This is a genomic window from Pseudorhodobacter sp. W20_MBD10_FR17, from assembly GCF_052119765.1.
In the GTDB taxonomy this organism is placed as follows: domain Bacteria; phylum Pseudomonadota; class Alphaproteobacteria; order Rhodobacterales; family Rhodobacteraceae; genus Pseudorhodobacter.
In genome coordinates, this window is sequence record NZ_JBGQOQ010000071.1 from 1 (window position 1) to 8,359 (window position 8,359).

Consider the following 8,359-nt stretch of genomic DNA (forward strand, 5'->3'; position numbering starts at 1 on the left):
TCTCACGCCTAGCCGATCTCGTCGAGGGAGCCCGCATCGCAACGTCGCCGCCAGACACTTATGGGTAACTGCAAGGTCTTTGCACCGCTTACGTTGATGTTCTGCTGTTTAGGGCACATGCGACGTGATGAAAGCGGTCATTAGGAGCGGCGCCTGCAAACCGCGCTTTATTATGTACGCCGCTTGTGGTCGGCACATGTTAATTTCCCGACAGGCCGTGCAATTGCAAAGTTAATGGCTGTGCCGGAGGATCAGGGAGGTCTCAAGGTAGATTGTTTCATCCGGTTTATCCGGCGTCATGCTACGGCGTCCAAGCAGATCGACGACCGCAGCTACAAGTGTGTCGATCGGGTTGCGGATCGTCGTCAGCCCGAATGCAGGCCAGCTTGCCATTGAAATATCGTCAAAGCCAATGACAGAAATGTCCCTTGGCACATCGCGGCCTTTGTCCTTAAGGGCGCTGAGCGCGCCAATGGCCATAGCATCGTTTGCACAGATCAGCGCATCCAAGTCGTGCAATCCGGCCAATCGGTCTACTGCCTCATACCCGCTTTGCACGGTGAAGACGCCCGCAGCTTCGGCTTGCAGGGTGAGGGCTGCCTTTTGCAACGCGTCCATAACGCCCTGCCGCCTGTCGTTTGAGGACGCGTAGCCAATCGGGCCGCCGATAAAGCCAAAGCGCCGCCGCCCTTTTGCGATCAACAGGTTTGCGCCCTTGGCCATGCCCTCTCGGTTTCGGCAGCAGATATTGTCGACTCCGGGGCGCAATAGGACACGACCGCTTGAAATCACCGGAATGCTCAGCTTGTCGCAAACGTCTAGGATATCGGCGTCCATACTGCCCGAGCGAATGATCATCGCCTCGACCGGATAGCGCAGAACATTTGAAACAGCTGTCCGCGCCGCATCGCCACTGCCGCCGATAACGATCGGCCATTTGCCAACACTGTTCAGCCCCGCAACAAGGGCTGTGCTGACCTCTCGGTCATATTCATTGGCGGTTTCGCCCATAAAAATGACTACCAAATTCGACCGCGCCCCCTGCAAACCTGCTGCCAACGCGTTTGGCCGGTAGCCGAGCGTGTCTGCGGCCTGCAAGACAAGCGCCCGTTTATCCGGATCAATGTAGGCGCCATCGGTGAAGGCTCTGGATACGACCGAGCGCGACACCCCTGCCAATTGCGCGACATCTTTGGCGGTGATCCGCTTTTTGCGTGGTGCGGCAGGCATGGCGCGGACTCCGATTTTGAAAGTTTGGTAAAAAATTACATTGGTCATGGGACCGTTACATTTCTTGGGTATGTGAACACGTGTGCACATCAGGATGCAAGCGTAGAATCAATCGCTCTGCACCTGATGCTGGACTTCGTAGGGGCCCCAAAGGGAGCCCGCTTTTATCCGCTTTCGCTGATCCCGTGATGGGTTGGCGCAGGCTATCGCTGCTTGCCCGTTTCGGGCATTCGAATGACCGGAGAAACGCAATGACCCGACTTTCCATCGTCTCGGCCGCCGCCCTGTCCCTTTGGGCCAGCGTTGCATCGGCGCAAACCGAAATCACCTGGTGGCATGCCATGGGTGGCGCACTAGGTGAAACCGTCAACAAAATCGCGACCGACTTTAACGCAAGCCAGTCCGACTATCACATCACCCCAGCGTTCAAGGGCACCTATGAAGAAGCCCTGACCGCCGGTATCGCCGCCTTCCGCGCGGGCGAGCAACCGAACATCCTGCAAGTGTTTGACGCTGGTGCTGCCACTGTCATCGGTGCCAAAGGCGCTACCGTTCCGGTGCAGGATCTGCTGACCGAAAACGGCGTCGCTTTCGACATCAACGACTACATCTCGGGCGTGCGTTACTTTTACGCTGACAGCGCAGGCAAGATGATCGGCATGCCGTTCAACTCTTCCTCGCCGGTCATGTATTACAACGTCGATGCGCTGGAAAAAGCCGGTGTGACCCCGCCGAAAACCTATGAAGAATTCGAAACCGTGACCGCGCCTGCGCTGCTTGCTGCTGGTTATATCCCGCTGGCAGAATCGCATTCGCCTTGGATCTGGGTCGAAAACTTCATGTCGCGCCACAACCTGCCGTTTGCGACAAATAACAACGGTTACGACGGCGTTGACACCAAGATCCTCGTGAACACCCCCGAGCTGAAGATGCACTGGAGCCATGTCAAAGAATGGCTGGATAAAGGCTGGTTCAGCTATTACGGCGCCGCTTGGAACGACAACCAAAAGCCGTTTGAAGAAGGCAAAGTCGCGATCTGGATGGGCTCTTCGGGCTCTTTCGGTGGCTTGTCGAAACTTGACCTGCCCTTCAAATTCTCGGCCACATACCTGCCTTACTGGGACGCGGTGACCAAAGAGCCAACCCAGACGTTCATCGGCGGCGCGGCACTGTTCGCAATGGCAGGCAAATCGGCCGACGAAAACAAGGCAACCGCCGCGTTCTTCCAGTATCTGACCTCGCCAGAAGTGCAGTATATGTGGCACCGCGAAACCGGTTATGTGCCGATCACCACTGCCGCCTATGACATGGCAAAGGCTGATGGCTACTACACCGAAGCGCCTGCTGCCGAAGTTGGCATCCAGCAGCTTTCCTTGCCAGCCGGTGCAAACACCAAAGGCTATCGCATGGGCTTTTATGTTCAGATCCGTGACGTGATGAACCGTGAATTTGGTCGCATCCTTGGCGGCGAAACCTCGGTTGATGATGGCTTTGCCGCCATTGAGGCCGAATCCAACGATCTGCTGGCAAAGTTTGCCCAGACCCAAGGCAAATAAACCAACGCAACTTGGAATGGCCGCGGGGTGTCGCGGCCATTCCCCCTTTTGAAGGATGCCCTATGAAACGCGCCGCTTTTGCCCATCGCTGGTTGCCGATCCTGCTGTTGATGCCGCAAATCATCATCATTGCTGTCTTTTTCTACTGGCCCGCGTGGCACGCTCTGACCTCGTCCTTCTACTTGCAAGACCCCTTTGGTTTTAGCGAAACCTTTGTAGGGCTTCAGAATTACACCTCACTGCTGAACTCTGCGCCCTACGCGCGTGCGGCAACGTTCACCGTGGTTTTCACACTGCTGGTGACCTTCCTGTCGCTTGCCATCGCGCTGTTGCTGGCCGTGAAAGCCGACAAAGTTCTGCGCGGCGCAAAAACCTACCGCACGCTGTTGATGTGGGTCTATGCCGTGGCCCCGCCGGTTGCTGGCGTGATGGGCATCATCCTGTTCAACCACAGCTGGGGGCCGCTGACGCGCTTTTTCGGCCTGTTCGGCTGGGATCTAAAAATCGGCGTGCATTACTTTGACACCGCCTTTGCGATGGTGCTGATCTCGGTCTGGAAGCAGATCCCCGTCAATTTCATCTTCTTTTTGTCAGGTCTGCAATCCATCCCCAAATCGGTGCGCGAGGCGGCCCTGATCGACAACCGCTCTGCTGCGGGCCGGTTTTGGGATGTGACCTTTCCGCTGCTGGCGCCGACCGGTTTTTTCCTGCTGATCACCAACATCACCTACGCCCTTTTTGACACCTTTGGCATCATTGACACCGTGGTAAAGGGCGAGCCGGGCAACAACCCGATGACGCTGGTCTATAAGGTTTATGTCGATGGCTTTCGCGGCAACGACATGGGCGGATCGTCGGCGCAATCGGTGATTTTGATGGTGTTGGTGCTGGCGATGACCGTCGTGCAGTTCCGCCTCGTCGAACGCCGCATCCATTACACCTGAGGATTAGACATGGCCCATAAACCCCGCCTTCGCCTCTCGACCGTGCTGGATCATGCGATCCTGATCGTCGGGTCCGCCTTTATGATCTTGCCGGTGCTTATGTTGTTGCAGATGACCTCGGTGCCCGATCTGATCAACATGAAGATCGGTCCCAGCTTGCAGATTGGTGATCAGCTTGACGACAACTTCCTCAAAGCCATGCTCAAGGCCGACGGATTTTCCGGCGCAAATACCGGCCTGCGGATGCTGTGGAATTCAATGATCCTTGGCATGGGGTTCGCCCTTGGCAAGATTGTGCTGGGCATGATGGCCGCCTATGGCATCGTCTATTTCCGCCTGCGCTTTGCCACACTCGCCTTCTGGATCATCTTCACCACCCTTCTGCTTCCGCTTGAAGTACGCATTCTGCCGTCTTATGAGATCGTGCAAAAACTGGGGATGCTGAACACCTATCAAGGGCTGATCGTGCCGCTGATCGCGTCTGCCACAGCGACCTTTTTCTTTCGGCAATATTTCCGGTCTATCCCCGAAGAGCTGGTCGAGGCCGCCCGCATCGACGGCGCGGGACCGGTGAAATTCTTTATCGACATCCTCGTGCCGCTGTCGCGCACCATGATCGCGGCGATGTTCATCATCATGTTCGTCTATGGCTGGAACCAATACCTCTGGCCCACCATGATCACCACGGATGAGGATATGTTCACCCTTGTGCGCGGTATCAAGCAAGTAAGCCAAGGCCTCGAAGGCACCACGCTGCCGGAATACGGTCGCGCCAATATGCTGGCCCTGATCGCCATTTTGCCGCCGGTGCTGATCGTCATTTTCTTCCAAAGCTGGTTCGTCAAGGGCCTCACGGAATCCGACAAATAAGGAACTATCTCATGGCTCAGGTCTCCCTGTCCGGCATTGCCAAGCGTTACAACGGCGGCTTTCAAGCCGTTCACCCAGCCAGTTTTCAGATACGCGATGGCGAGTTTGTCGTCCTTGTCGGCCCGTCTGGCTGCGGCAAATCCACGATGCTGCGGATGATCGCAGGGCTGGAAGAGATCACCGAAGGTGATCTGCATATCGGCGAGCGGCTGGTCAATAACATCGATCCGGCCGACCGCGACATCGCAATGGTGTTTCAGAACTACGCACTTTACCCGCATATGACAGTGCGTAAAAACATCGGTTATGGCCTGCAAAACCGCAAAATCCCGCAGGCCGAGATTGACCGTAAAGTTGCCGAGGCCTCGGCACTGCTGAACCTTGACGACTATCTTGACCGCAAGCCGTCGCAACTGTCGGGGGGCCAGCGTCAGCGCGTTGCCATGGGCCGCGCCATCGTGCGCGATCCAGCGCTGTTCCTGTTTGACGAGCCGTTGTCCAACCTTGACGCAAAGTTGCGCAACCAGATGCGCATTGAGATCAAGGCCTTGCAGCGCCGCCTTGGCGTCACCTCGGTCTATGTGACCCATGATCAGGTCGAGGCGATGACCATGGCCGATCGCATTATCGTTATGAACGCCGGCCGCATCGAACAGATCGGTACCCCGGTCGAGATTTACCACGCGCCAGCGACCACCTTTGTCGCGTCATTCATCGGCGCCCCCCCTATGAACCTGCTGGACGGCCAAGTGATCGGGGCCACCGCGCAGATTGGCGATCTGGCACTGGGCGCAGCGCCCGCCACCATCTCGGGCCCTGTGACAATCGGCCTGCGCCCCGAAGATATTTTGCTGGATGCGGCTGGCCCCCTGTCGCTGGAGGTTGCGATTGTGGAAGAATTGGGTGCGCATCGATTGCTGCATGGCACGGTGTCAGGCCAGCCGATCAGCGTTCACGTCAACAAGGACATTCCGGCCACAACGGGTACCGTGCGGGTCACCCTGAAACCAAACGCACTGTCCTTTTTCGCGACTGAGACAGGACTGCGCCTATGACACCGGTCTTGCCCCTATTGCCCGACGTAACGGACGACCAGCGCGCCCGCATTCTGACGGCCCCCCGCACCGCGCGCGCCCACCGCGCCTTGCTTGCGGAATTGCCCGCGATGAACGCGGTGCAAACCGGCGGTATCGCGTCGGCCGAAACCTTACCCGCTTCGATCTCGGTTGTCGCATGGAATGTAGAACGCTGCCTGTTTCCAGAAAACAGTGCAGCGTTGTTGGCCCCCTTCGCACCCGATATCGTCTTGCTGTCAGAGGTAGACCACGGCATGGCCCGCACAGCGCAGCGCCACACCACCGAGGCCATGGCCCAAGCAATGGGCATGACCTATGTCTACGGCGTCGAATTTCATGAACTTGATCTTGGCGGCCCAACCGAGCGGCCGTTTTGTACCGATACGGTCAACGCCCATGGCTGGCACGGCAATGCGATCCTAAGCCGGGTGCCATTTTCGCGGCTGTCGATGCTGCGATTGGACGATCATGGGCATTGGTTTTCATCTGATGAACTGGACGCTGATCCCGATCAACCCCGTGTCGGCGGACGTATGGGCTTGCTTGCAGTGGTCCCGACCGAGGCAGGCGACATCTGTGTGGTTTCGACCCATCTTGAAAGCAATGCGGACGCAGCGCATCGTGCGGGGCAGTTTGACAAATTGATGGCTGCTATCGACGATTTTGCCCCCGGCTTGCCAGTTTTGATTGGCGGTGACTTGAATACTGGCAATCACGCGCCGCCGGATTTTGACCACCGGACAGAGAGCTTGTTCGCAAATGCCATTGCACAGGGCTATGACTGGTCGCCGACCCCCGATGGTGTGACGACCCGCCCAAGCCTTATCACCCCGCATCCGACACGGCAGATGAAACTGGATTGGTTCTGTATGCGCGGGATGCACCCTGTGGACAAGGCCCTGATACCCGCGCTTGGCACAGACTACAGGCCACTGTCGGACCATGACGCCATCTGGTGCCGAGGCCAGGTGCTTAGGGAAAGTCGTTAATTTCCGCGCAAAAATGCGCCCATGTTTCGAACGTGGCTAAGGTGTGTCAGGCTGCAGTGCCAACGTTTGGGTTGAAGCGGAAGCTGACGCAGATGTGGTTTCGGGCGGGCCCAGCGACCCGCCCAAAGCCGATTACAGCAGTGGCGTGATAATGCGCACGCCAACGCGGCGGTTGCGTTTTTCATCGGCCTGCGTGTCAATCAACAACTCGGTTTCGCCATAGCCTTGCACGACCATATTTTCGGGTGGAATATCAAAATATTCGGTCAAGGCCAGCGCTACCGTTTCTGCGCGGCGATCCGACAGGGCGAGGTTCATAGCCCCCGCGCCTGTCGCATCGGTATGGCCTTCGATCAAGAAAACCTCGTTTTTATTGGCATCCAGAAGAGACTGCATGACCGAGCCTAAATCGGACAGGGCATTCACCTCGGTCGTAGACAGCGCCGCCGAGCCCGATGCAAAAGTGATCGTATCGACGTCAATTATCGCCGCCAGATGGCGCACCTGCGGTATGTCGCGGACCTGACGCAAGCTAAACGTGCGGCCGATCTTTTCGATCTGGCTGCGGGCAAGTGCTGCTTTCATCACCGCATCACCGTCTTGGGTCGAAATCGCAAAAGACCGGTCGCGGGGTTTGGGCAAGGTCGATACGATGATTTCGCGCTCTGGCTCTAGATCGTTGAACAACACCGTCTCGAAGCCTTGGTTATCGTAATGGGCGCGGCGCAAAACGCGGCCGGTTGCGTTACGAATGGTCACAATCTGCGTGCCATCCTCGCGATCAACCGTGGTCAGGGTAGACCCGTCTTTGTAGGTTTCCGTGCGCAGAGTATTGCCCGGACGGCGCAGCAGGGCATCATCGTCTTTATAGACTTGATAGTTTCCATCGGGCCTTTGTACGACAACCCTATCGCCGGTATTGGAAATAACCTGTTGCTGGGGTTGATCAGCATCTGACGTGCGATTGCCTTGCGAGATTATAGCGCCAACAACCAAGGCACCAAGCCCGATCAGCCCTGCTTTTTCCAAATCGGACAAACGGTTCTTTTTGCCCGGTGAAACAACCTGTGGCGCTGCCGAAAATTCTTGGGTGGCACTGCGGCTTGTCTCATCCGTTACGGTTTCAGTGGTCGCCGTTACGGCATCTGCCGAAGGCGCCGCATCGGCAGGCCGAGGCCCTGCATCCGTAGCGGCCATCGGTTGCGCGGTCACGGTTTCCGCATCATTTGCCGCGGCCTCGCCTGACAACAGGTTTGACAAGGCCTGCATTTCCGCATCCGACACAACAGGCGCTTCAACGGGCGGGGCTGCGGGGTCGGTGACGTCATCGGCGGTTTTCAAACCGGCGTTAGGATCTGCAATGGCCGCATCGGTTTTTGTTGCGCCTTCGGCTTTGGCCTTCTTACCGGAGTCAGAGGTAGCTGCGGCACCAGCCTTGGCTTGCGCATCTGCCTCGGCAGCAGCGGTGGCTTCAGCGTCAGCTTTGGCTTGCACGTCTGCTTCGGCAGCGGCAGTGGCAGCGGCTTCGGCATCAGCTTTGGCTTGCGCATCTGCTGCGGCGGCAGCGGTGGCCTCGGCATCAGCTTTGGCTTGCGCATCTGCTGCGGCAGCAGCGGTGGCTTCGGCATCAGCTTTGGCTTGCGCATCTGCTGCGGCGGCAGCGGTGGCCTCGGCATCAGCTTTGGCTTGCGCAT

General features: G+C 57.7%; 7 protein-coding genes. 5 read left to right on the plus strand and 2 right to left on the minus strand.

Features of this window, described 5'->3' with window-relative positions; genetic code table 11:
• Nucleotides 1-231 precede the first annotated feature (231 nt).
• Nucleotides 232-1,230 (minus strand): LacI family DNA-binding transcriptional regulator, encoded by a 999-nt coding sequence (locus ACEN2J_RS20130; protein WP_442108458.1) that lies wholly within the window; start codon nt 1,228-1,230, stop codon nt 232-234.
• A gap of 251 nt (nt 1,231-1,481) precedes the next feature.
• Between ACEN2J_RS20130 and ACEN2J_RS20135 the strand changes: the two genes are divergently transcribed.
• The 5 genes from ACEN2J_RS20135 (at nt 1,482) to ACEN2J_RS20155 (ending at nt 6,665) form a co-directional block, all read left to right on the plus strand.
• Nucleotides 1,482-2,786: an extracellular solute-binding protein gene (locus ACEN2J_RS20135; RefSeq protein ID WP_442108460.1), complete on the plus strand. Its 1,305-nt coding sequence runs from the start codon at nt 1,482-1,484 to the stop codon at nt 2,784-2,786.
• 62 nt (nt 2,787-2,848) lie between these two features.
• Nucleotides 2,849-3,730, plus strand: a complete 882-nt coding sequence (locus ACEN2J_RS20140; protein WP_442108462.1) for an ABC transporter permease subunit — start codon at nt 2,849-2,851, stop codon at nt 3,728-3,730.
• A gap of 9 nt (nt 3,731-3,739) precedes the next feature.
• Nucleotides 3,740-4,600, plus strand: coding sequence for an ABC transporter permease subunit (locus ACEN2J_RS20145; RefSeq protein ID WP_442108464.1), 861 nt, complete (start codon nt 3,740-3,742; stop codon nt 4,598-4,600).
• Between the two features lie 11 nt (nt 4,601-4,611).
• Nucleotides 4,612-5,655, plus strand: a complete 1,044-nt coding sequence (locus ACEN2J_RS20150) for an ABC transporter ATP-binding protein (RefSeq protein ID WP_442108466.1) — start codon at nt 4,612-4,614, stop codon at nt 5,653-5,655.
• Nucleotides 5,652-6,665, plus strand: a complete 1,014-nt coding sequence (locus ACEN2J_RS20155; RefSeq protein WP_442108468.1) for an endonuclease/exonuclease/phosphatase family protein — start codon at nt 5,652-5,654, stop codon at nt 6,663-6,665. The genes ACEN2J_RS20150 and ACEN2J_RS20155 overlap by 4 nt, the downstream gene beginning before the upstream one ends.
• 132 nt (nt 6,666-6,797) lie before the next feature.
• On the opposite strand, the gene ACEN2J_RS20160 is transcribed toward ACEN2J_RS20155, so the two are convergent.
• Nucleotides 6,798-8,359, minus strand: a 1,562-nt coding sequence (locus tag ACEN2J_RS20160; protein ID WP_442108470.1) for an OmpA family protein, incomplete at its 5' end; no start/stop codon positions are given.

What these genes read in the sequence shown, in the direction of transcription:
- ACEN2J_RS20130 (WP_442108458.1), bottom strand. Translation starts at nt 1,230, where the DNA reads ATGCCTGCCGCACCACGCAAAAAGCGGATCACCGCCAAAGATGTCGCG.
- ACEN2J_RS20135 (WP_442108460.1), top strand. Translation starts at nt 1,482, where the DNA reads ATGACCCGACTTTCCATCGTCTCGGCCGCCGCCCTGTCCCTTTGGGCC.
- ACEN2J_RS20140 (WP_442108462.1), top strand. Translation starts at nt 2,849, where the DNA reads ATGAAACGCGCCGCTTTTGCCCATCGCTGGTTGCCGATCCTGCTGTTG.
- ACEN2J_RS20145 (WP_442108464.1), top strand. Translation starts at nt 3,740, where the DNA reads ATGGCCCATAAACCCCGCCTTCGCCTCTCGACCGTGCTGGATCATGCG.
- ACEN2J_RS20150 (WP_442108466.1), top strand. Translation starts at nt 4,612, where the DNA reads ATGGCTCAGGTCTCCCTGTCCGGCATTGCCAAGCGTTACAACGGCGGC.
- ACEN2J_RS20155 (WP_442108468.1), top strand. Translation starts at nt 5,652, where the DNA reads ATGACACCGGTCTTGCCCCTATTGCCCGACGTAACGGACGACCAGCGC.